This is a genomic window from Mycobacterium helveticum, from assembly GCF_007714205.1.
GTDB classification, from domain to species: domain Bacteria; phylum Actinomycetota; class Actinomycetes; order Mycobacteriales; family Mycobacteriaceae; genus Mycobacterium; species Mycobacterium helveticum.
On record NZ_VMQU01000047.1, the window covers coordinates 16,211 to 38,325 of the forward strand.

The 22,115-nt window shown below is 69.9% G+C and carries 22 protein-coding genes; 14 read left to right on the top strand and 8 right to left on the bottom strand.

Annotated features, from left to right (window positions below):
- Window positions 1-9: 9 nt before the first annotated feature.
- Both FPZ47_RS13005 and FPZ47_RS13010 read left to right on the top strand, forming a co-directional pair.
- Window positions 10-447: an SRPBCC family protein gene (locus FPZ47_RS13005; RefSeq protein WP_144948138.1), complete on the top strand. Its 438-nt coding sequence runs from the start codon at window positions 10-12 to the stop codon at window positions 445-447.
- 49 nt (window positions 448-496) lie between these two features.
- Complete coding sequence (locus FPZ47_RS13010; protein WP_144948141.1) at window positions 497-952, top strand: SRPBCC family protein; 456 nt, start codon at window positions 497-499, stop codon at window positions 950-952.
- Window positions 953-981: 29 nt separating this feature from the next.
- Here FPZ47_RS13010 and FPZ47_RS13015 read toward each other — a convergent pair whose 3' ends face one another.
- Together FPZ47_RS13015 and FPZ47_RS13020 are read right to left on the bottom strand one after the other, a co-directional pair.
- Window positions 982-2,406: a sensor histidine kinase gene (locus tag FPZ47_RS13015; RefSeq protein WP_425461736.1), complete on the bottom strand. Its 1,425-nt coding sequence runs from the start codon at window positions 2,404-2,406 to the stop codon at window positions 982-984.
- Window positions 2,403-3,110: a response regulator transcription factor gene (locus FPZ47_RS13020; RefSeq protein ID WP_246133267.1), complete on the bottom strand. Its 708-nt coding sequence runs from the start codon at window positions 3,108-3,110 to the stop codon at window positions 2,403-2,405. Before FPZ47_RS13020 ends, FPZ47_RS13015 begins: the two co-directional genes overlap by 4 nt.
- A gap of 143 nt (window positions 3,111-3,253) precedes the next feature.
- Between FPZ47_RS13020 and FPZ47_RS13025 the strand changes: the two genes are divergently transcribed.
- Window positions 3,254-4,447 (top strand): PPE family protein, encoded by a 1,194-nt coding sequence (locus FPZ47_RS13025; protein WP_144948144.1) that lies wholly within the window; start codon window positions 3,254-3,256, stop codon window positions 4,445-4,447.
- Window positions 4,448-4,461: 14 nt separating this feature from the next.
- Here the strand turns inward: FPZ47_RS13025 and FPZ47_RS13030 are convergent, their stop codons facing one another.
- Window positions 4,462-5,664 (bottom strand): pyridoxal phosphate-dependent aminotransferase, encoded by a 1,203-nt coding sequence (locus FPZ47_RS13030; protein ID WP_144948147.1) that lies wholly within the window; start codon window positions 5,662-5,664, stop codon window positions 4,462-4,464.
- A gap of 86 nt (window positions 5,665-5,750) precedes the next feature.
- On the opposite strand from FPZ47_RS13030, the gene FPZ47_RS13035 reads away from it, so the two are divergent.
- The 4 genes from FPZ47_RS13035 to FPZ47_RS13050 all read left to right on the top strand — a co-directional run bounded on the left by FPZ47_RS13035 (window position 5,751) and on the right by FPZ47_RS13050 (window position 10,975).
- A complete protein-coding gene (locus FPZ47_RS13035; protein WP_144948150.1) occupies window positions 5,751-6,149 on the top strand; it encodes a Zn-ribbon domain-containing OB-fold protein in 399 nt (132 codons plus the stop codon).
- 31 nt (window positions 6,150-6,180) lie between these two features.
- Window positions 6,181-7,389, top strand: coding sequence for a thiolase family protein (locus tag FPZ47_RS13040; protein WP_144948153.1), 1,209 nt, complete (start codon window positions 6,181-6,183; stop codon window positions 7,387-7,389).
- A gap of 224 nt (window positions 7,390-7,613) precedes the next feature.
- On the top strand, window positions 7,614-8,825 hold the full coding sequence (locus FPZ47_RS13045; protein ID WP_144948156.1) for an acetyl-CoA C-acetyltransferase: 1,212 nt from the start codon (window positions 7,614-7,616) through the stop codon (window positions 8,823-8,825).
- A gap of 14 nt (window positions 8,826-8,839) precedes the next feature.
- A complete protein-coding gene (locus tag FPZ47_RS13050) occupies window positions 8,840-10,975 on the top strand; it encodes a 3-hydroxyacyl-CoA dehydrogenase NAD-binding domain-containing protein (protein WP_144948159.1) in 2,136 nt (711 codons plus the stop codon).
- A gap of 69 nt (window positions 10,976-11,044) precedes the next feature.
- Here FPZ47_RS13050 and FPZ47_RS13055 read toward each other — a convergent pair whose 3' ends face one another.
- Window positions 11,045-11,902 carry an LLM class F420-dependent oxidoreductase gene (locus FPZ47_RS13055; protein WP_144948162.1) on the bottom strand — a complete coding sequence of 286 codons (858 nt, stop codon included), beginning with the start codon at window positions 11,900-11,902 and terminating at the stop codon, window positions 11,045-11,047.
- 39 nt (window positions 11,903-11,941) lie between these two features.
- Window positions 11,942-13,150 carry an FAD-dependent monooxygenase gene (locus FPZ47_RS13060; protein WP_144948165.1) on the bottom strand — a complete coding sequence of 403 codons (1,209 nt, stop codon included), beginning with the start codon at window positions 13,148-13,150 and terminating at the stop codon, window positions 11,942-11,944.
- A 38-nt stretch (window positions 13,151-13,188) separates the two neighbouring features.
- Here FPZ47_RS13060 and FPZ47_RS13065 point away from each other — a divergent pair, with 38 nt between their 5' ends.
- Window positions 13,189-14,178 carry an LLM class F420-dependent oxidoreductase gene (locus FPZ47_RS13065; protein WP_144948168.1) on the top strand — a complete coding sequence of 330 codons (990 nt, stop codon included), beginning with the start codon at window positions 13,189-13,191 and terminating at the stop codon, window positions 14,176-14,178.
- On the opposite strand, the gene FPZ47_RS13070 is transcribed toward FPZ47_RS13065, so the two are convergent.
- Window positions 14,175-14,468, bottom strand: a complete 294-nt coding sequence (locus tag FPZ47_RS13070) for a putative quinol monooxygenase (RefSeq protein WP_144948171.1) — start codon at window positions 14,466-14,468, stop codon at window positions 14,175-14,177. The genes FPZ47_RS13065 and FPZ47_RS13070 overlap by 4 nt on opposite strands.
- Before the next feature lie 155 nt (window positions 14,469-14,623).
- Here FPZ47_RS13070 and FPZ47_RS13075 point away from each other — a divergent pair, with 155 nt between their 5' ends.
- The gene (locus tag FPZ47_RS13075) at window positions 14,624-15,049 is read left to right on the top strand and encodes a Zn-ribbon domain-containing OB-fold protein (protein ID WP_144948308.1); all 426 of its coding nucleotides are present in this window, start codon (window positions 14,624-14,626) and stop codon (window positions 15,047-15,049) included.
- A gap of 1 nt (window position 15,050) precedes the next feature.
- On the top strand, window positions 15,051-16,196 hold the full coding sequence (locus FPZ47_RS13080) for a thiolase family protein (protein ID WP_144948174.1): 1,146 nt from the start codon (window positions 15,051-15,053) through the stop codon (window positions 16,194-16,196).
- A gap of 18 nt (window positions 16,197-16,214) precedes the next feature.
- On the opposite strand, the gene FPZ47_RS13085 is transcribed toward FPZ47_RS13080, so the two are convergent.
- On the bottom strand, window positions 16,215-17,864 hold the full coding sequence (locus FPZ47_RS13085; protein ID WP_144948177.1) for a DNA repair helicase XPB: 1,650 nt from the start codon (window positions 17,862-17,864) through the stop codon (window positions 16,215-16,217).
- A 36-nt stretch (window positions 17,865-17,900) separates the two neighbouring features.
- Window positions 17,901-20,162, bottom strand: a complete 2,262-nt coding sequence (locus FPZ47_RS13090) for a helicase-associated domain-containing protein (protein WP_144948180.1) — start codon at window positions 20,160-20,162, stop codon at window positions 17,901-17,903.
- A gap of 143 nt (window positions 20,163-20,305) precedes the next feature.
- Here FPZ47_RS13090 and FPZ47_RS13095 point away from each other — a divergent pair, with 143 nt between their 5' ends.
- Genes FPZ47_RS13095 through FPZ47_RS13110 form a run of 4 tightly spaced genes read left to right on the top strand, consistent with a single transcriptional unit; the run spans window position 20,306 to window position 21,908 of the window.
- Window positions 20,306-20,506, top strand: a complete 201-nt coding sequence (locus FPZ47_RS13095) for a hypothetical protein (RefSeq protein WP_144948183.1) — start codon at window positions 20,306-20,308, stop codon at window positions 20,504-20,506.
- A 9-nt stretch (window positions 20,507-20,515) separates the two neighbouring features.
- On the top strand, window positions 20,516-21,007 hold the full coding sequence (moaC, locus tag FPZ47_RS13100) for a cyclic pyranopterin monophosphate synthase MoaC (protein WP_144948186.1): 492 nt from the start codon (window positions 20,516-20,518) through the stop codon (window positions 21,005-21,007).
- Window positions 21,004-21,486, top strand: a complete 483-nt coding sequence (locus FPZ47_RS13105) for a MogA/MoaB family molybdenum cofactor biosynthesis protein (RefSeq protein WP_144948189.1) — start codon at window positions 21,004-21,006, stop codon at window positions 21,484-21,486. Before moaC ends, FPZ47_RS13105 begins: the two co-directional genes overlap by 4 nt.
- Window positions 21,483-21,908 (top strand): molybdenum cofactor biosynthesis protein MoaE, encoded by a 426-nt coding sequence (locus tag FPZ47_RS13110; protein WP_144948192.1) that lies wholly within the window; start codon window positions 21,483-21,485, stop codon window positions 21,906-21,908. Before FPZ47_RS13105 ends, FPZ47_RS13110 begins: the two co-directional genes overlap by 4 nt.
- The last annotated feature ends 207 nt before the right edge of the window (window positions 21,909-22,115 follow it).

A 22,115-nucleotide genomic window follows, 5' to 3' on the forward strand; every position in this document is an offset into this window, starting at 1 on the left:
TTGAGCGCAGTGGCTGTAAAAGCATCACGGGAATTCGTCGTCGACGCGCCGCCGGCAGTGGTCATGGAGGCCCTGACCGACGTCGTCGTGCTGTCGTCCTGGTCGCCCCTGCACAAGCACGTCGAGGTGGTCGACCGTTATCCCGACGGTCGGCCCCACCACGTGAAGGCCACGATCAAAATCCTGGGGCTCGTCGACAGAGAGGTTTTGGAATACCACTGGGGCCCCGACTGGGTCGTCTACGACGCCAGGGGAACCCCCCAGCAGCACGGCCAGCACGTCGAGTACAACCTCAAGCCCGAGGGCACGGACCAGACCCGGGTGCGGTTCGACATCACCGTCGAACCGGCGGGGCCCATCCCGGGCTTCATCGTCAAGCGGGCGACGCGATCCGTCCTCGATGCCGCGGTGAAAGGCCTGAGCGAGCTCATCGCCGGCGGCGGCTGATCGGAATGTCCCGGCCACATCCGCTACCGCGGTTGCTAACTTGGTAGCGGTGGCCGTACAAGCGTCGGCGCAGATCGTCATCGATGCGCCCCCGGAAGCGATCATGGTGGTGCTCGCCGACGTCGACTCGGTGCCCATCTGGTCCTCGGTGCACAAGAAGGCCGAAATCATCGATGCCTACCCCGATGGCCGGCCACACCATGTCAAGGTCACGGTCAAGGTGCTCGGAATCGTCGATCATGAAGTGCTGGAATACCATTGGGGTCCCGACTGGGTGGTGTGGGACGCGCAGAGGACCGCGCATCAGCACGGCCAGCACGTCGAATACAGGTTGCAGCGCGTCGGCGTCGACACGACGCGGGTGCAATTCGACATCACCCTGGAACCGTCGGCGCCGTTGCCGGAGTTTCTGGTCAACCGTGCGCGAATGACGGTACTGCGCGCCGCGACCGAGGGATTGCGCAAGCAGGTGCTGGCCGCGCAGCGGCCTCGCCGGCCGGAGTAGCCGGCAGGGCGCCCCGGCGCGGGATGGCCTCAGGCCGCCGGTCCGGCGGAAGCCTGCGTCAGGGGCAGGCTCAGCCGGAAGGCCGCTCCGGATTCCCGGGCAAGGCATTCCAACGTACCGTGGTGCGCCTCGGCCAGTCCCCGGGCGATCGACAGCCCGAGGCCGGCGCCACCGGAGCCGCGGTCCCGCGCGTCGTCGAGGCGGACCAGCCGGTCGAAAACCCGCTCACGGTCCGCGTCGGGGATGCCCGGCCCGGAGTCGACAACCGTCACCTCCGCGGTCCGGTCTCTGGCGGCGGTGCGCACGGTGATCTCGCCGCCGCGCGGGGTGTACCGGCGGGCGTTGTCCAACACATTCGACAGGATCTGGACGATCCGGCCGGGGTCGGCACGGATGGGTAAGCGACTGCCGTCCCCGACCAGGCGCACCGACACGCTGGGCGCGAGCATGGCGGCGCGTTCCACCTCGGCGGCGACGACGTCGACGAGGTCCACGTCCTCGCTGCGCAAGGCCGTCCCCGCATCGATGCCGGCGATGTCCAGGAGGTCGGACACCAGCCGGCCGGCCCGCCGGGTTTCGCCGCCCAGCAGCGCGGCGTAGCGGCGCAGCCGGGAGATCGACGCGTCGTCGTGGCCGGTTCCTTCGGTGCTGGCCGTCAGCTGTTGGGCCACCGCCTGGATGGCGGTCACCGGGCTGCGCAGCTCGTGTGCCGCGTCGGAGAGGAAGCGGCGCGTCTTCAACTCGGCTTGCTGCGCGGCCTCGGCGGCCCGGTGGGCGGTGGTTTCGGCAGTCTCCAGCGCGTCGAGCATGGTGTCGAACGCGGCCGCGGCGTGGCCGAGTTCGGTCGACGGCCGGTCCGGCCGGAGTCGCCGGCCCCGGTCGCCGTAGGTGATCTGCTGCGCCGTCGAGGTGATCCGCTGCAGCGGGGCCAGCGCGCGGCCGACGACGAGCCTGACCAGCACCGCGATCAATATCAGCGTGGCGATGCCGCCGATGAGGAGGTCGCGGCGCAGTTGGGCCCGGCGGGCCTGGATGCCGTTGGTCTTGGCCACCATGACAAGCGTCGAGCCGTCGCGCAGGACGCGGGTGACCGACTTGCTGCTCCGTTCCCCGGCCGACGGTGGCGGCACGGGCCCGCCTTGCGGCGGCGGGGACGCGGTGGGCGTCAGCGAGCGGTCACCGTAGCGGGTGCCGTCCGGGCCGATCACCTGCACGCGGATCCGCTGCGCCTGCAGCTGGGCGACGAGCTCGGCGGGCCCGACGCCCACCTTGACGAGATTGGCGGCGCGCACGACGTCGTCGGCCAGCCGGGACTCCAGGTCACGGTTGAGCTGCACGCCGACCACCTCGTCGATCGCCGCGCCGAGGGCCAGCAGCAGGATGGCGATCAGGGTCACCATCGCCACCGTCACCCGCCGGCGCAGCGACGGAGTGGGAGTGGTCGGCGCGGTCACGGCTGGGCCGCCGACAGCCGGTAGCCGATTCCCCGGACCGTGTGCAGCATCCGGGACCCGTGTGCCTCCAGCTTGCGGCGCAACGCGCTGATGTAGACCTCGACGAGGTTGGCGTCGTAGGCGTCGTATCCCCAGACCGCAGCCAGGATCTGGTCCTTGCTCACCGTCCGGCCCCGCTGTTCCACCAGGTAGCTCAGCAGCTTGAACTCGGTGCCGGTGAGGTCCAGCATGGTGCCGGCCCGGCTCACCACACCGCCGTCGGCGTCCAGGACCAGATCGCCGACCTGCATGGCCGAGGGCACCCGTCCGCGCCGCCGCAGCACGGCTCCCACCCGGGATACCAGCTCGGCGACGTCGAACGGCTTGACCACGTAGTCGTCGGCGCCGGCGTCGAGCCCACGCAGCCGATCCGGGAGCGCGTCGCGGGCGGTGAGCAGGACGATGCCGGCGTCGCCGTAGCCGCGGACCACGTCGATGAGGGCGAAACCGTCGCGGCCGGGCAGCATCACGTCGAGCACCACCAAGTCGGGCCGAAACGCGGCCAGCGCGTCCTCCAGCCCCCGGCCGTCCACCCGTCCGCCGCTGACATACCCGGCATCGGCGAGCGCCTCCACGACCATCTCGCGGATGGCGGCGTAGTCCTCCACCACCAGCACCCGCGGTGGGTTGGTGTCCGCGTGCTGTCGAGCCGAAAGTCCATGCACACGGCCATTGTGACGACGTTTTCCTGAAGGGAGGCTGAGCGTACGCGCCTGGGCGCGCCTCTTTCAGCTGCGCTTCAGCTTCGCCGTGGAGTGTCGTCGTCGAACGAAGACCCGACCGGCCTGAGCACAAAGGGTGTTGCGCAATGGATTTCGGAATGCTGCCACCGGAGGTCAACTCCGCGCGGATGTATGCGGGACCGGGCTCGGGCCCGTTGCTCACGGCCGCGGCGGCCTGGGACGGGCTGGCCGCCGAACTGCGCGTCACGGCGGCGTCGTGCGACTCGGTGCTCTCGGGCCTGGTGAGTTCGTGGACGGGGCCGGCGTCGGCTTCGATGGTCGGCGCGGTCGCGCCCTATGTCGCGTGGATGAACACCACCGCCGCCCAGTCCGAGCATTCCGCGGCCCAGGCGCGCGCGGCGGCGGCCGCCTACGAAGCCGCGTTCGCGATGACGGTGCCGCCGCAGTTCGTCGCGGCCAACCGCAGTTTGGTGATGTCGCTGATCGCAACGAACTTCCTGGGGCAGAACACCCCGGCGATCGCGGCCGCCGAGGCGCAGTACGGCGAGATGTGGGCCCGGGACGCCGCCGCCATGTACGGCTACGCCGGCGCCTCGGCGAGCGCGTCGAGGCTGACGCCGCTCCAAGCGCCGCAGCAGCTCGGCAACCCGGCGGGTCCGGTCGGCCAGACCGCGGCGGTGCAGGCCGCCACGACATCCGCGGCGGCCAACACCCAGACGACCCTGCAGGAGGCCATGTCGGCGCTGCCGCAGACCCTGCAGGGGCTCGCCTCGCCGTTGTCCTCGGCGTCGTTCCTGCCGTCCACGTCGACGCTGACGTCGGTGTTCAACTCCTCGATGAACAACCTGAAGACGGTCCTCTACCCGGCATCGATCGTCTCGATGATGCCGATGCGGGGACTCTCGATGGCCAACATGTCGAAATCCCTGATGTCGTCGGTCGGGGCGGCCGCCAAGGCGATTCCCGCGGCCGGGGCGGCGCTGTCGCACGGCGTCGGCGCGGGAGCCCTGGGGCCACTCGGCACGGTGAACCTGGGTGTGGGCGGGAGCCCGGGCGCGGTGTCGGCGGGGTTGGGCCGGGCCGTCACGGTCGGCGCGCTGTCGGTGCCGCAGGCGTGGTCGCCGGCGCCGATAGCCAACCCCTTCGCGGCGGGGTTGCCGGGGGTCGGGTTCGGCTCCCTGCCGAGCCAGGCCGCCGCGTCGATGGGACTGCCGCCGATGACGCCGATAACGAACATGGCCACCCAGGGCATGTTCACCGCGGCCCCTCGCTACGGGTTCCGTCCCGCGGTGCTGGCCCGCCCGCCGGCCGCGGGATGAGCAATGCGCGCCGATTATCCCGCGGGCCGGTCCCGCAGCGCCGCGAGTCGCCTGATCGCTTCGTCCAGGGTGTCGTCGCGTTTGCAGAAGGTGAAGCGCACCAGGTGATTCCACACCTTGGACTGCTCCGCGGCGTGCGCGGCGGCCGGGTCGCAGAACGCCGACATCGGGATGGCGGCCACGCCCACCCGCTGCGGTAGGTCCGCGCAGAACGTGGTGCTGTCGTCGTAGCCGAGCGGGCGCGGGTCGGCGCACAGAAAGTACGTGCCGTAGCTGTCGTGCACCTCGAAACCGATCTCGGCCAAACCCGCGCCCAGCCGGTCCCGCCTGGCCTGCAACGTGTTCCGGAGTTCGGCCACCCACTCGTCCTCGGTGTCGAGCGCCAGGGCGACCGCGGGCTGGAACGGCGCGCCGCCGACATAGCTCAGATACTGTTTGGCGGCCCGCATGCCGGCGATGAGCGGCGCCGGGCCGCAGGCCCATCCGATCTTCCAGCCGGTGCAGTTGAACATCTTCGCCGCGCTGGAGATGGTGACGGTGCGCTCGGCCATGCCGTCGAAGCAGGCCAGCGGCAGGTGCTCGTGGCCGGCGGGGGAGGCGTACACCAGGTGCTCGTACACCTCGTCGGTGATCACCAAAAGATCCGCCGCGACCGCGATTTCGGCGATGGACGCCAGTTCGGTCCTGCTCAGGACCGCCCCGGTCGGGTTGTGCGGCGTGTTGACGATCAGCGCCCGGGTGCGCGGCGTGACCGCCCGGCGCAACGCGTCGGCATCCAGGGCGAAGCCGCGACCGTCGGGGACCAGCGGCACGGCCACCCGGTGTGCGCCGGCCATCGCCAGCACCGGTGCATAGGAGTCGTAGAACGGCTCGATCAGCACGACTTCCGAGCCGGGCTCCACCAGACCGAGCACCGCCGCGGCGATCGCCTCGGTGGCCCCGACCGTGACCAGCACCTCGGTGTCGGGGTCGTAGTCGATGCCGAAACGCCGCCGCCGCTGGGCGGAGATGGCCTGCCGCAGCGCCGGGATGCCGATCCCGGGCGGGTACTGGTTGGCGCCGCCGGCGATGGCGTCCTGCGCGGCCTTCAGCAGGGCGGGGGGCCCGTCCTCGTCGGGGAAGCCCTGGCCGAGGTTCACCGCGCCGATCCGCGCGGCCAGGGCCGACATTTCGGCGAACACCGTGGTCGCGTACGGACGCAGTCGCGACACCGTCATGACAGTCGAGCTTAAGGCGCGGTGCCGATGCGCCCGGCACGACCCGGGATGGGCTACGGTCGTTTACACACGGGACGGAGGTTGTCATGGCCGGGCAGATTCCTTTGGTCGACTATCTGGTGCTCGATGACGGCGAACCGCACCTGGTCGCGCACGAGTGCACCCAGTGCGGGGCCCGGTTCTTCGACCGGCGCAACGCGTGCGCGAGCTGCTTTGCCACGGAGTTCAAGACCGTCCCGGTGGCGACCGAGGGCACGGTGCGTGCGTTCACGATCGTCACGTTCGCCGCGCCGGGGATCCCGACCCCGTTCGTCGCGGCGGTGGTGGACTGCGGCGGCACCCAGGTGCGCGCCAACCTGATCAATGTCGAGCCCGACCCCGAGCACGTGCGCGACGGCATGAAGGTGCGGCTGGCCACCTGTTCGGTGGGAGCCGACGCCGAGGGCACCGAGGCGATCGGCTTCGGTTTCGAGCCCGCCGCCTGAGCAACCGAGTCACTTCGAAGGAGCAGCGACGATGAGCGCCAGCGACGAGATCTGGATCCTGGGCATCCGGATGACCAAGTTCGGCAAGCACCCCGACCTCGACACGGTCGACCTGGCGGCCGAGGCGGCGATGGGCGCGCTGGCCGATGCCGGGGTCACGATGGCCGACATCGGTGTGCTGGCGGCCGGCAACCTGATGAACGCCCACGCCGGCATCGGTCAGCAGCTGCAGAAGCAGATCGGCCAGACCGGCATCCCGGTGTACAACGTGGCCAACGCGTGCGCCACCGGGGCCACCGCGCTGCGCACCGCGATCATGGCGGTCAAGGCCGGCGAGGTCGACTACGGCATGGCCGTGGGCGTGGAGAAACTGTCCGGGGCCGGTCTGCTGGCCGGGGGCAACCAGCAGAAGTCCGACGACGTCTGGGCACCCAAGGGCCGCTACGGTGCGGTCGCCCCGGTCGACGGGCGCATCGGCACCGAGACCATGCCCGGGGTGTTCGCCCAGATCGGCACCGAGTACGGCCACAAATACGGCGGCACCAGCTTCGAGTTGTTCGCCAAGATCAGCGAGAAGAACCACGCCCACTCGACCCTGAACCCGCTGGCCGCTTACCAGAAGCGCTTCACCCTCGAGCAGATCATGGGCGACGTCATGATCGCCTACCCCAACACCCGCCCGATGTGCTCGGCCAACTGCGACGGTGCCGCGGCCGCGATCGTGTGCAACGGCGAAACGCTCAAGTCGCTCTCACTCGAGCAGCGCCGGCGCGCGGTGAAGGTGTCGGCGTCGGTGCTGACCACCGACCCCTATGAGGAGGGCTGCCAGGTCCTGCCGAATGTCAACACCCTGACCCGCAGGGCCGCCAAGACGGCCTACGAGCAGGCCGGCGTCGGCCCGGGCGACCTGGACCTGGTCGAGCTGCACGACTGCTTTGCCACCGCCGAACTGGTGCACTACGACAACCTGATGCTGTGCGAAGAGGGCGGGGCCGCCGACTTCTTCAACTCCGGGGCCACCTGGCGCGACGGCTCGACCCCGGTCAACGTGTCGGGCGGGCTGCAGTCCAAGGGACATCCCATCGCGGCGACCGGCATCGCCAACATCTGGGAAGTCTGCCATCACCTGCGCGGCGAGGCCGGCGACCGTCAGATCGCCGACGCCAAGGTCGGAATGGCCCACGTCATCGGCCTGGGCTCGGCCTGCGGCGTACACATCCTCGAGAAGTCGTCGGCCTAAGTGTTCCGCCCAAACGTGTTCTCAGGCCGAGATCTCGTCGATTTTTTCGCCCTGACGTCACGCTCGGCGCAGCGAAGGGGCGGGCCTTCGAACGCCGCCCTGAGGGCTTAGCCGCGCGCTCGCGGCCCAACCAACAGGTTGGACGGGAGCCCTGTTAGGGTGCTGGTACTCCCGCCTAACCTGAACACGGAACCCCCGAAGCCAACTGCGAAGAGGTAGTCGACATGTCCGAAGAAGCCTTCGTCTACGAGGCCATCCGCACGCCGCGCGGAAAACAGAAGAACGGATCGCTGACCGAGGTCAAACCACTCAACCTGGTCGTCGGCCTGATCGAGGAGCTGCGCAGGCGTCACCCCGACCTCGACGAGAACCTGATCAGCGACGTCATCCTGGGCTGTGTCTCACCCGTGGGTGACCAGGGCGGCGACATCGCCCGCACCGCGGTGATCGCGGCCGGCATGCCCGATACCGTCGGCGGCGTGCAGCTCAACCGTTTCTGCGCCTCGGGGCTGGAAGCCGTCAACACCGCCGCCCAGAAGATCCGCTCCGGCTGGGACGACCTGGTGCTCGCCGGCGGCGTGGAGTCGATGAGCCGCATCCCGATGGGCTCCGACGGCGGCGCGATGATGGCCGACCCGGCCACCTCCTATGACCATTACATCGTTCCGCAGGGCATCGGCGCGGACCTGATCGCCACCATGGAGGGCTTCTCCCGCGAGGACGTCGACGCCTACGCGCTGCGCTCGCAGGAGCTCGCGGCCGCGGCGTGGTCGGGCGGCTACTTCGCCAAGTCCGTGGTGCCGGTCCGCGACCAGAACGGCCTGCTGATCCTCGACCACGACGAGCACATGCGCCCCGACACCAGCAAGGAGGGGCTCGGCAAGCTGAAGCCCGCCTTCGAGGGCCTGGCCGCCATGGCCGGGTTCGACGACGTGGCGCTGCAGAAGTACCACTGGGTCGAGTCGATCAACCACGTCCACACCGGCGGCAACAGCTCGGGCATCGTCGACGGGGCCGCGCTGGTGCTGGTCGGCTCCGAGGCGGCCGGCACGTCGCAGGGCCTGACGCCGCGCGCCCGGATCGTGGCCACCGCCACCACCGGCGCCGACCCGACCATCATGCTGACCGGCCCTACGCCCGCAACTCAGAAGGCGCTCGACCGGGCCGGCCTGAGCGTCGACGACATCGACCTGTTCGAGCTGAACGAGGCGTTCGCGTCGGTGGTCCTGAAGTTCCAGAAAGACCTGAACATCCCCGACGAGAAGCTCAACGTCAACGGCGGCGCCATCGCGATGGGCCACCCGCTGGGCGCCACCGGCGCGATGCTCCTGGGCACCATGGTCGACGAGCTCGAGCGCCGCGACGCCCGGCGTGCACTGATCACGCTGTGCATCGGCGGCGGCATGGGCGTGGCCACCATCATCGAGCGAGTCTGAAAGGCTGAATGACCATGGCAGAGAACACTATTGGGTGGGACAAGGATGCCGACGGCATCGTCACGCTGACGCTGGACGACCCGACCGGGTCGGCCAACGTGATGAACGAGCACTATAAGGAGTCGATGCACAAGGCCGTCGAACGTCTTGTTGCCGAGAAGGATTCGATCACCGGCGTGGTGATCACCAGCGGCAAGAAGACCTTCTTCGCCGGCGGCGACCTCAAGAGCATGATCACCGCCGGGCCGGAGAACGCCGGCGAGATCTTTGCCGAGGTCGAGGACATCAAGCGCGACCTGCGAACGCTGGAAACCCTGGGCAAGCCGGTGGTGGCCGCCATCAACGGCGCGGCGCTGGGCGGCGGCCTCGAGATCGCGCTGGCCTGCCACCACCGCATCGTCGCCGACGTCAAGGGCGTCCAGATCGGCCTGCCCGAGGTCACGCTGGGCCTGCTGCCCGGCGGTGGCGGCGTCACCCGCACGGTACGGATGCTGGGCATCCAGAACGCCTTCGTCAACGTGCTGAGCCAGGGCACCCGGTTCAAGCCGGCCGCCGCCAAGGACAACGGCCTGGTCGACGAGCTGGTTTCCAGCGTCGACGAGCTGGTCCCGGCCGCCAAGGCCTGGATCAAGGCCAACCCCGAGGCTTGCATCCAGCCGTGGGACGCCAAGGGCTACAAGATGCCCGGCGGCACCCCGTCGTCGCCCGCGCTGGCGGCGATCCTGCCGTCGTTCCCGTCGCTGCTGCGCAAGCAGCTCAAGGGCGCGCCGATGCCGGCGCCGCGGGCCATCCTGGCCGCCGCGGTCGAGGGCGCGCAGGTGGACTTCGGCACCGCCACCCGCATCGAGAGCCGGTACTTCACCGAGCTGGTCACCGGCCCGATCGCCAAGAACATGATCCAGGCGTTCTTCTTCGACCTGCAGACCATCAACTCCGGTGGCTCGCGGCCCGAGGGTATCGGCAAGACCCCGATCACGAAGATCGGTGTGCTGGGTGCGGGCATGATGGGCGCCGGCATCGCCTACGTCTCGGCCAAGGCCGGATTCGACGTCGTGCTCAAGGACGTCACCGTGGAGGCCGCGCAGAAGGGCAAGGGTTACTCCGAGAAGCTGGAGGCCAAGGCGCTGGAGCGGGGCAAGACCACCAAGGAGCGCTCCGACGCGCTGCTGGCCCGCATCACCGCGACCGCCGACCCGCAGGACTTCACGGGCGTCGACTTCGTGATCGAGGCGGTGTTCGAGAACCAGGACCTCAAGCACAAGGTGTTCGGTGAGATCGAGGACATCGTGGAGCCGAACGCGGTCCTCGGGTCCAACACCTCCACGCTGCCGATCACCGGTCTGGCCACCGGGGTGAAGCGGCAGGAGGACTTCATCGGGATCCACTTCTTCTCGCCGGTCGACAAGATGCCTCTCGTCGAGATCATCAAGGGCGAGAAGACCTCCGACGAGGCACTGGCGCGGGTCTTCGACTACACGCTGGCCATCGGCAAGACCCCGATCGTCGTCAACGACAGCCGCGGCTTCTACACCAGCCGCGTCATCGGCACCTTCGTCAACGAGGCGCTGGCGATGCTCGGCGAGGGCGTCGAGCCGGCCTCGATCGAGCACGCCGGTTCGCAGGCCGGCTACCCGGCACCGCCGCTGCAGCTCTCCGACGAGCTCAACATGGAGCTGATGCACAAGATCGCGCTCGCCACCCGCAAGGGTGTGGAGGACGCCGGCGGCACCTACGAGCCGCACCCGGCCGAGGCCGTCGTCGAGAAGATGATCGAGATCGGCCGTCCGTCAAGGCTTTCCGGAGCCGGTTTCTACGAGTACGTCGACGGCAAGCGCACCCGGCTGTGGCCGGGCCTGCGGGAGACCTTCAAGTCGGGCACCTCGCAGCCGCCGCTGCAGGACATGATCGACCGGATGCTGTTCGCCGAGGCGCTCGAGACGCAGAAGTGCATCGACGAGGGCGTCATCACCTCGACCGCGGACGCCAACATCGGCTCGATCATGGGCATCGGCTTCCCGCCGTGGACGGGTGGTGCGGCGCAGTTGATCGCCGGTTACCCGCACGGCGGCAAGGCCGGTTTCGTCGCGCGGGCCAAGGAACTGGCTGCCAAGTACGGCGAGCGCTTCCAGCCGCCGGCGTCGCTGACCTGAGCACCGCGCGAGCAGACGCAAAAACCCCCCAAAACAACGGTTTTCGGGGGTTTTTGCGTCTGCTCGGCCTCAAATGGCGGCGGCGATCCGGCGCCACTGCTCGCGGGGGAAGGCCCGCGGGTCGTCGGTGAGCACCTGCACGCAGACATGGTCGGCGCCGGCGGCATGATGCTCGGCGACCCGCCGCATGACGGCCTCCTCGTCGCCCCACGCGATCAGCGCGTCGAAGAGCCGGTCGGTCACCTGCGTCACATCGTCTTCCGAAAAGCCGCAGCGCAGCATGTTGTTGGCGTAGTTCGGCATCGACAGATACGCCCGCAGCGTATCGGTTCCGATGCGGCGCGCCTCGTCGTAGGTGTCGCAGAGGATGACACCCTGCTCCGGCAGCAACAACGGCCCCTGGCCCACAACCGAACGGGCATAAGCGGTGTGCTCGGGAGTGACCAGGTAGGGGTGGGCCCCGCGGGCGCGGCTCGCCGACAACGCCAGCATCTTGGGGCCCAGCGCGGCCAGGACCCGACTCTCGACGGGCACGGGCCGCGGCGCGGCATCCAGGCCGTCCAGGTACGCCGCGGTGGCGGCCAGCGGCTTGCGGTAGCGCCCGGGCTGGCCAGCGTCGATGAGCGGCGCATGGCTGACCCCGATGCCCAACAGGAAACGGTCCCCGTGCTCGGCGGTCAGCTCCGCATGGGATTCGGCGACCTCGCCGGGCGCGTGCATCCACAGGTTCAGGATCCCGGTGGCGATCACCGTGCGCCTGGTTGCGGCGAGCAGCCGGGCGACCGCGCCGAGCACCGGCCCGCCGACGTCGGGAATCCACAGCGCCGGGAAACCCAGTTCGTCCAATTCCGCTGCCGCCTCGGCGGATTCGGATGCGTCGCCGTAGCGTAGCTGGCTACTCCAGATTCCGACACCGGTGAGTTCCATGCAGGTCATTCCTTCCGTCAGGGCTTTCCGACCATGCTGTCAGACGTCGGCCTCGGGGTAGTCGGGGACCTGCATCGAGTCAAAGAGTCGCAGGCCCTTGGTGTTGAGCTTGGCCAGAGCGCGGGAAAGCGGTGCGGGCATCCGCGAGACGAGCTGGGCACCGCGGGTCAGTGCCCAGGTCCCGGCCGGCGAGCCGGGAATGATGCTCTTGGCGACGCCGCGGGCGAAGGCCCGGCTGCGCAGCACCGGCTCGCGCATCGCCAGTTCGTACCCGGCGAACGCACGCAGGTGGTCGCCGCCCGCGCGGGCCAGTTCGCCGGCCAGCACGTAGGCGCCCAGCACCGCGAGGCTGGTGCTGCCGCCGACCGCGGGGCCCGGGCAGTACCCGGCGTCGCCGACCAGGGTGACCCGCCGGCGCGACCACCTGTCCAGTCGCAGCTGAGTGATCGCGTCGAAGTAGAACGCCGGCGTCGCCTCGAGTTCGTCGAGCCAACGGTCCACCTCCGAATGCATGCCCACGAACATGTCGTGCAGAATCTGCTTCTGCCGCCGCGGATCCCGATGCCCGCTGTCGAGTTCTGCGGTGCTGCGAAACAGAAAGGCCGCGCGGGCGTCGTCCAGGTGCGCCGCGGTGTGGAGCGCCGCGAGGCGACCGACGCCGACGTGACCGATCATGCGCCCCGCATCGGCCAGCGCCTTGGGCACCGAGAGCACGGCCAGATATCCCCCGAGGAAGCGGGTGAGTTCGCCCTCCTCGCCGAACGTCAGGCGCCGAACGTTGGAGTGCAACCCGTCGGCGCCGACGACGACCTCGAACGCGCGGGCGGGCGCGTGCTCGAAGGTCACGTCGCCGTCGATGTCGATCGATGTGATCGAGTCGTCGAACAGGTACTCGACGTCGTCGCGGCCGGCGGCGTAGTAGATCTCGCTGAGGTCGTCGCGCATGATCACCACGTGCCGGTCGGAGGTGGCTCCATAGACCTTGGTGAGGTCGATCTCGGTGGCTCGCGTGCTGCCCTCGCGGTACATCGCGAGCCGGTCGGTCCCGGTGGCGCGTTCCTCGATGCGCGCCAGGACCCCCATTTTCGCCGAGATCTCCATCGCCGGACGGAAAAGGTCGACGGCGTGGCCGCCGGCCTTGCGCGGGGCCGGCGCGCGCTCGACGACGGTGACGGCGAAACCGTACCGGCTCAGCCAGTACGCCAGGACCGGCCCGGCGACGCTGGCTCCGGAGATGAGGATCCGCATCGCGCGCAGCCTACTCGGTCCAGGCTAGAGTCGGCGCCATGCGCTTCGGGCTTTTCATTCCGCAAGGCTGGCGAATGGATCTGGTCGGCATCGAACCCGACGAACACTGGCCGGTGATGCGCGATCTGGCCGGATACGCCGACGGCAGCGCATGGGACTCGCTGTGGGTCTACGACCACTTCCACACCGTCCCGATGCCGACGGGCGAGGCCACCCACGAGGCGTGGTCGCTGATGGCGGCGTACGCGGCCACCACGTCGCGGATCAAGCTCGGGCAGATGTGCACGGCGATGAGCTACCGCAACCCGGTGTACCTGGCCAAGGTGGCCGCGACGGCCGACATCATCTCCGGGGGCCGTATCCAGATGGGCATCGGCGGCGGCTGGTACGAACACGAGTGGCGCGCGTACGGCTACGGCTTCCCGTCGGCCGGGGTGCGGTTGGGCCGACTCGATGAAGGCGTCCAGATCATGCGCACCGCCTGGCGCGACGGCAAAGTCAGTTTCGACGGTCGGCATTACCAGGTCGACGGGGCGATCGTGGCCCCGAAGCCGTTGCAGGACAACGGGCTACCGTTGTGGATCGCCGGTGGCGGCGAGAAGGTGACGTTGCGCATCGCCGCGCAGTACGCGCAGTACACCAACTTCACCCCGGAGCCCGAGGCGTTCGCCCACAAGTCGGAGGTGCTGGCCCGGCACTGCCGCGAGGTGGGCACCGACTTCGACGCCATCGTGCGTTCGGTCAACATCAACGCCGTGATCGGCGCGTCGGACGCCGACGTCGCCGAGAGGATGCGACACGTCCGCGAGCGCCTGGTGCGTCACCTCCCCGAGGCCGCTGCCGACGCGATGATCGCCGGCACCAGCGGCCCGGACTCGGCGACGGGCACACCGGAACAGGTGATCGAGCGGATCACGAGGATTCGCGACCTCGGGTGCGAGTACGTGATCTGCTACTTCCCCGAGGCCGCCTACGACCGGTCCGGCCTCGAGTTGTTCGAACGCGAGGTGATCCCCGCGCTGGGTTAGATATCGCTGGTGAGGTATCGCGTCTTGACCGGCGGCGCCCCCAGCAGGGGAGGCAGGTCGGTCAGCTTCCCTTCGCCGGCGCGAAACGCGCGGTAGGCCTCGTCGTCCTCGACCGTTGCCCAGATTTCGTAGATCAGCCAGTGGGCTTCGTCGTCCTCGTCGACGAGCACGTCGGTGCGAAGGTTGCCGGCGTACGCGCGGGTGTCCCGCAGCGCCCGGCCCATCACGTCGCGCGCCGCGGCAACCGCGTCGGGCTTGAATTTCAGTTCCAGTATCACCGTGACTGGCATGGCGTCTCCCTCGCTGCGGCGGCGCTCCCACAATAGGCGCTGGACCGCCGCCGGGCCGCTGCCGAGAACATAATTTCTGCTTTCGTCTAATGCTGTTGTACTTTTGCGTGAGCGCATTCTCGCGCGAACTGCGGATGATCGCCGGAGGACTTTCGATGCAACGAGCACTCGCCCCCGAAATCTCCACCTGGCCCGACGCGAACCCCCAGCTGATCGGCAGCAGGTGCGGCAGTTGCGGCGCCACAACATTTCCCGTGCAGCAGTGGTGCCCCCGCTGCAGCGCCGGGGAGATGAGCGACGTGCTGCTGCCGCGCCGCGGCACCCTCGTGGCCTGGACCACGCAGGGATTTCCGCCCGGCGCGCCCTACGCCGGTCCGTCCGGCAAGGACTTCGTGCCGTTCGGCGTCGGACTGGTCCAGCTCGACGACGTCATCCGGGTCGAGGGCCGGCTGACCGAGAACGATCCGGCCAAGATCCGGTTCGGCCAGCAGGTCGAGTTGACCATGGTGCCGTTCACCACCGACGAGGAAGGCGCCGAAGTGATGACGTTCGCGTTCCGGCCGATCGCAGAGGGGGCCTGAAATGAGCAACGACGTCGCGATCGTCGGCGTGGGCCTGCACCCGTTCGGCAGGTTCGAGAAGACGGCGATGCAGATGGGCGCCGAGGCGATCCAGTCCGCGCTGGCCGACGCCGGCATGGACTGGCAAGACATCCAGTTCGGCTTCGGCGGCAGTTATGAGGTGTCCAACCCCGACGCGGTGACCCGCCTGGTCGGGCTGACCGGCATCACGTTCACCAACGTGTTCAACGCCTGCGCCACCGCGGCCAGCGCCATCCAGCAGACCGCCGACACCATCCGATTGGGCAAGTACGACATCGGCATCGCCATCGGCATGGACAAACACCCGCGCGGGGCGTTCACCGACGACCCCGCCAAGCTGGCGCTGCCGCAGTGGTACGCCCAGAACGGGCAGTTCGTCACCACCAAGTTCTTCGGCATGAAGGCCAACAAGTACCTGCACGACCACCACGTCTCCCAGGCCACGCTGGCCAAGGTGGCCGCAAAGAACTTCCGCAACGGCGCACTGAACCCGAACGCGTTCCGCCGCAAGCCGATCCCCGAAGAGCAGATCCTCAACTCGGCCGTGCTCAACTATCCGCTGACGCAGTACATGTTCTGCGCGCCCGACGAGGGCGCGGCCGCGGTCATCATGTGCCGCGCCGAGATGGCCCACAAGTTCACCGACAAGCCGGTGTACGTGCGCGCGTGTGAGATTCGCACGCGCCGCTACGGTGCCTACGAGGTGCATGCCACCTCGGCGCCGCTGGACGGGGATGCCGCGCCGACCGTCTATGCGGCCCGGGCCGCCTACGAGGCCGCGGGCATCGGCCCCGAGGACGTCAACGTCGCGCAGCTGCAGGACACCGACGCCGGCGCCGAGGTCATCCACATGGCCGAGACGGGCCTGTGCGCCGACGGCGAACAGGAGAAGCTGGTGGCCGACGGCGCCACCGAGATCCACGGCTCGATCCCGGTCAACACCGACGGGGGACTGATCGCCAACGGCGAGCCGATCGGCGCATCGGGGCTGCGGCAGATGCACGAGCTGGTGCGTCAGCTGCGCGGCGAGGCCGGCGAGCGCCAGGTGCCGGGCGACCCGCGCGTCGGCCTGGCCCAGGTGTACGGCGCACCGGGCACCGCGTCGGCGACGATCCTGTCGCTCTAGCACCAGCTCCGGCCCGCCCTAGATCGCCGGGCCGAGCAGGTCGTCGGCGTCGCGGATGATGTAGCCGTAGCCCTGCTCGGCCAGGAAGCGCTGCCGGTGCGCGGCGTACTCCGCGTCCAGGCTGTCGCGCGCCACCACCGAGTAGAAGATGGCGCCCCCGCCGTCGGACTTGGGTCGCAGCAGCCGGCCCAGCCGCTGGGCCTCTTCCTGGCGGGAACCGAACGTTCCCGAAACCTGCACCGCCACCGAGGCTTCCGGCAGGTCGATGGAGAAGTTGGCGACCTTGGAGACCACCAGCGTGGACACCTCGCCGCGCCGGAAGGCGTCGAACAGCGCCTCGCGCTCCTTGGTCCGGGTCGAGCCCTGGATCACCGGCGCGTTCAGCTCGACGCCGAGTTCGTCGAGCTGATCCAGATAGGCGCCGATCACCAGGGTCTGCTCGCCCGGATGCTTCTCCAGGATCGACTTGACCACGGCAATCTTGGTGTGGGCGGTCGAGCAGAGCCGGTAGCGCTCTTCGGGTTCGGAGGTGGCGTAGGTCATCCGCTCGCTGTCGGTCATCGTGACCCGCACCTCGATGCACTCCGCCGGCGCGATCCACCCCTGGGCTTCGATGTCCTTCCACGGCGCGTCATAGCGTTTCGGGCCGATCAGCGAAAACACGTCACCCTCGCGGCCGTCCTCGCGGACCAGCGTGGCGGTCAGCCCGAGCCGTCGCTTGGACTGCAGGTCGGCGGTCATCCGGAACACCGGCGCGGGCAGCAGGTGCACCTCGTCGTAGATGATCAGCCCCCAGTCGCGGCTGTCGAAGAGCTCCAGGTGCCGATACTCGCCCTTGGAGCGGCGCGTGATCATCTGGTAGGTCGAGATGGTGACCGGCCGGATCTCCTTGCGCTCGCCGGAGTATTCGCCGATCTCGTCCTCCGTCAGCGAGGTGCGGGCGACCAGTTCGCGTTTCCACTGCCGCGCGGCCACGATATTGGTGACCAGAATGAGCGTCGTCGCACTGGCTTTCGCCATCGCGGCCGCCCCGACCAGGGTCTTGCCCGCCCCGCACGGAAGCACCACCACCCCCGAGCCGCCGTCCCAGAACGAGTCCGTGGCCAGCTGCTGGTAGTCGCGCAGCTGCCAGCCGTCCTGCCGCAGGCTGATCGGGTGCGCCTCGCCGTCGACGTAACCGGCGAGATCCTCCGCCGGCCAGCCGATCTTGAGCAGCATCTGCTTGACCCGGCCCCGCTCGCTCGGGTGGACGACGACCGTGTCCTCGTCGAGCCGCGCGCCCAGCATCGGAGCGATCTTCTTGTTGCGCAGCACCTCCTCGAGGACCGCGCGGTCCAGGCTCACCAGGGAAAGACCGTGCGCCGGGTGCTTGACCAGCTGCAGGCGGCCGTAGCGGGCCATCGTGTCGACGATGTCGACCAGCAGCGGCTGGGGTACCGCGTAGCGCGAGTGCGACACCAGCGCGTCGACGACCTGCTCGGCGTCGTGCCCGGCGGCGCGCGCGTTCCACAGCGCCAGCGGTGTGATCCGGTAGGTGTGCACGTGCTCGGGCGCGCGCTCGAGCTCGGCGAACGGCGCGATGGCGGCGCGCGCCGCGCCCGCCAGCTCATGATCCACTTCGAGCAGCACCGTCTTGTCGGACTGCACGATCAAAGGTCCGTCAGTCACAGCCGGCGCTCCTGCTCTGTTTCGTCACGCGATCCATTATCGGTCCTGGGCCGACACCACCGACGTGATGCGGTGAACGGCGAAGTCACGCAGCCGCCCGGACGCCGAGTCGAACGCCACCAGCTGACCGCCCCGGATCGTGATCGGCGACACCACCCGCTGGGTGGCCACGCCGGCGGCGTCGAGGTAGCCGATCACCAATGTTTCCTGGTCTTTTGCCGCGCGCTGGAGCAGCGACATGGCAACGGCCGGGTCGACGCGGATGTTCCCGAACGGCGCGGCGGTGACCTTGCGCAGCACCGATACGACGGCATCCAGCGTCTCGGCGCTGGGTCGCGGCGCCGGGCGGTACGGCCTGCGCTGCTGCGGTGCGGCCACCCGGGCACCGCGTGGCCGGACGTCGACGATGGAGCCGGAAGAATCCTCGGCGGCCGGGGCGAAGCCGGCGGTCCGCAACGCGGCGAGCACCTCGGCGATCGGTACGGGGGACACCGCCACCGTCGGCGCCAGGGCGCGCAGCTGCACCCCTTCGACCGCGGGCGCCGCCAGCGCCTGCGCCAGCAGCGCCGGGTCCTCGCAGCGCACGAACGACGCGGCCATCCCGATGCGCAGCTGGCCATGACGGCGCGCGACGTCATCGATCAGGTATGTAAGCCCTTGCGGTACCGGTGTTTTGGAGTGCTGCGTGAAGAACCTCTGCATCCAGTCGCGCGTTGTGCCGATATCGAGCGCACGGCGGATCGACTGCTCGCTGATCCGGTACACCATCGCGGCGCCGGCCGATTCGACGGTGGCCACGGTGGCAAGCTGGTCGGCGAGGTCGCGCTGCAGGGGCCCGGGCACCACGACGGTCAGATCGGCCTGCACCAGGAAGTGGTCGATCGGTTCGGGCAGGGCGCGCGCCATCGCCTCGACCGCGACGCGGGGTCCGGCGTCCCCGTCCAGCAGCGCGCGGCCGGGCGTGCTGATCGCCCCGCGGCCCACCAGGCCCAGCGCGTGGCTCTCGCTCAGCAGATCGCCGACGGGTCCCGGCTGCAGCCGCCGGGCCCACCGCGGGCGCCGCCACACCAGCGCCGCCGATGCCTCGGCCGGGTCGACGCCCGCGCCGGCGGGCAGCTCCGAGAGCATGCCCAGCAGCAGTTGCCGATCCAACGGCGCCGCGGTCGAGTACAGCGAAGTCGACAGGGCCCCATATGGTTTGGCATCCGGACCGCGGGTGCCGATCAACGCCGGACGGCCCGGCAGGCCGAGCCAGGCTTCGGCCAACTGGTGCCAACGCTCGGCGGGCGACAGCGCGGCGAATCGGTCGGTGGCCAGCGTCGGCGCCCAGTACGGTCCATCGGGGCCGCCGGCCGGCTCCGGATCGGGTATGCCGCTGGCGATCAACCCGGCCGCGGCCGTGATCTCGAGGATCAACCCGAGCCGCGGCCCCTCGATGCCGGTCGCCTTGGCCAGCCGCTTGAGCTCGCGGACTCCCAGCCCGCCGCTGCGCAGCTCGGAAACCGGCGCGGCGCCCAGTGTCTCGATCACCACGTCGACTTCCCGCAGCAGGTCGATGACGGCGCCGGCGGCGGCGGCATCGACGTCGCCGGGCGTGGTGGTCGACACCACCGGGTCGGGCGCCGTGAGCTGCATCGGGCCGGGCCGCTCGCCGCGCAGCACCTGCCCGACGTGCCGGGGCAGGATGACCGTCTCGGCGTTGATGCGTCGCAGCAGGCCCAGCGCCAGCAGCTGCGGTACCGGCCGGCCCGCCGGAGCGCCCGGGGCGGCGTCGCGCGTGCGGCCGATCGGGGAACCCTCGAGCAGTTTGTCCAGCACCTCGCGCTGTGCCGGGTCGAGGTCCTCGACGAGGTCCGCGATCTGCTCGCCCGAGCGCGAGGCGTCCTCGAGGATGACCTGGCCCGGGTGCCACGGCAGTGCGGTTACCGCGTCGGCGGCCACTCGTACCGCGGCCTCGCCCCAGGCCAGGGCGCGCTCCCGGAGGGCGTCCAGCGCGGCGCTGACGTCGGCCTCCGGCGCGCGGTCGCCGATCAGCGCCAGCAGCTTCGGGGCCGGCACCGGCGTCGCGTCGGCCTGCAACACCAGCAGGGCGTCAAGCACCGCCAGCCGCAGGAAGTCGAGGTCGTCGGTGGCGGCCTTGACCGACTGGCGGGCCTGTGCGCGCGCGGCCAGGGCGGCGATGCTGCCGGGTGGGGGCTGGGCCAGGTCGGGCCGCAGGTGCAGCAGCCGGATCAGCCGCTCGTCGGGCAAGTCGGCCAGCCAGGACCCCAGCGGGATGTCCGGGGTGTTGTCGGTCATTGCCGACCAGCGTAAAGCAGCCCCCCGGGCCCGCGTCCGCAGCGAGAACGCGGGCAGGTTACCGCACGCCCGCGGGACACGACGGCACCCGGACCGCTGACCTCGCGCCGCGCAGGCTTGCGAGAAATGTCAGAATGGTCCCCGTGGCTGACATTGCTGAGGGCAAGGCCCGCAAAACCAAGTACGTCGACAACGGCTGGCCTGCGACGGGACCGGACGACCACGCGGTGAGCGAACTCGTGAGCGACCGAACGGGCGCCTTGTCGCCCTTCGGTGAGCTGACCTTCCCGTTGCCCTCCGACGACCTGCCCTACGTGCACCCGGTTACCGAAATCAACCGCTAGGTCGCCGCGATGGCCGAGGCATCCGAGGCCGCGACCCCGCTGTCGCACCTGGATGAGCAGGGGGCGGCGCACATGGTCGACGTGACCGCCAAGGCCGCCACCAGACGAACCGCCGTGGCGGCGGGAACCCTGCGCACCTCGGCCCGCGTGGTGGGGCTGATCTCGACCGGCGGGCTGCCCAAGGGCGATGCGTTGGCGACGGCACGGATCGCGGGCATTCTCGCGGCGAAGCGCACCAGTGACCTGATCCCGTTGTGCCATCAGCTCGCGCTCACCGGAGTCGACGTCGAATTCGCCGTCGGCGAGTCCGACATCGAGATCACCGCGACGGTGCGCAGCACCGACCGCACCGGCGTGGAGATGGAAGCGCTCACCGCCGTCAGCGTGGCCGGGCTTACGCTCTACGACATGATCAAGGCGGTTGACCCGGCCGCGCGCATCGACGGCATCCGGGTGCTGCGCAAAGAGGGCGGCAAAAGCGGGAACTGGACGCGGGGATGAGCGACCGGTCCGCACGAGTCATCATCGCCTCCACCCGCGCGTCGACGGGAGAGTACGCCGACCGCTGCGGGCCCCTCATCGCCGAATGGCTCGAGCGGCGCGGATTCGCTCCCGTCACGCCGCAGGTGGTTCCCGACGGGTCACCGGTCGGTGAGGCGCTGCGCAAAGCGGTCGCCGCCGACGTCGACGTCATCCTCACCTCGGGCGGCACCGGCATCTCACCGACCGACAGCACCCCGGACCAGACCGTGGCAGTGCTGGACTACCTGATTCCCGGCCTGGCCGATGCCATCCGCCGCTCCGGGCTTCCCGGCGTGCCGACGTCGGTGCTGTCGCGGGGTGTGTGCGGGGTCGTCGGGCGGACCCTCGTCGTCAACCTGCCGGGTTCGCCCGGCGGGGTCCGGGACGGGCTCGCGGTGCTCGCCGACGTGCTCGACCACGCGCTGGACCAGATCGCCGGCGAAGACCACCGGCGATGACGCTGGTCGTGGGGGCCGACATCACCGACCGGCCGATCTTTCTGTCCGAGCTCGAAGACCTGGTCCGCCACCGGTCGGCCGGTGCCGTCGTCGGCTTCGTCGGCATGATCCGCGACCACGACGGCGGGCGTCGCGTGGTGCGGCTGGAATACTCGTCCCACCCGTCGGCCGCACAGGTCATGACCGATGTCGTCACCGAGATCGCGGAGCAGTCCCGCGGGCTGCGCGCCATCGCGGCCAGTCACCGCATCGGCGCGCTGCACATCGGAGACGCGGCACTGGTTGCCGCGGTGGCCGCCGACCACCGGCAAGCGGCATTCGCCGCATGCGCCCTGCTGGTCGACACCATCAAGGAGCGGCTACCGGTGTGGAAGCACCAGTTCTTCGACGACGGCACCGAAGAATGGGTGGGCTCGGCCTGACGGCGCGGACGCCGGACGACTCGCGTGGACCTCAGATGACGGCGGACGGCCGCGCCAGGGCGTCCAGCGCGTCGTTTCCGTGGATGTCCAGTCCGCGGATGGCTTCCCACAGCTGCTTGGTGTAGCCGACGTCGAAGGCCTGCTGCGGTGCCACCGGTGCGTCGTTGTCGTCGCCGGGGGGCGGCAGGTCTTCGGGGGGCGCGGGCG